At 70.6% G+C, this 412-nt stretch carries 1 protein-coding gene; it reads left to right on the top strand.

Annotated features, from left to right (window positions below; translation table 11 throughout):
• Nucleotides 1-412, top strand: a 412-nt coding sequence (locus tag ACLJNW_RS23345) for an MFS transporter (RefSeq protein ID WP_410961103.1), incomplete at both ends; no start/stop codon positions are given.

Genomic DNA, 412 nt, shown 5'->3' on the forward strand with positions numbered 1-412 from the left:
GGGTGCTGCCAAACGACCGCGAGGAAGAGAAGGTCGACCTGCGCCAGGAAATGTCCGCGCTGAAGAACCCGTCGCTGTGGCTGGCCCTGGGCACCACCGTGCTGTTCGCCGCCTCGATGTTCGCCCTGTTCACCTACGTCGCGCCGCTGCTCGGCGAAGTCACCGGGGTCAGCCCGCGCGGCGTGACCTGGACCCTGCTGCTGATCGGCGTCGGCCTGACCGTCGGCAACGTGATCGGCGGCCGCCTCGCCGACTGGCGCCTGGGCACCACCATGGCCGCGGTGTTCGCCGCCATGGCGCTGGTCTCGGCGCTGTTCAGCTGGACCAGCCAGGCCCTGCTGCCGGCGGAAATCACCCTGTTCTTCTGGGCCGCCGCCGCCTTCGCCGCGGTGCCCGCGCTGCAGGTCAACGT

The organism is Salmonella sp. SAL4457, assembly GCF_046548235.1.
Lineage (GTDB): Bacteria > Pseudomonadota > Gammaproteobacteria > Enterobacterales > Enterobacteriaceae > Salmonella > Salmonella enterica.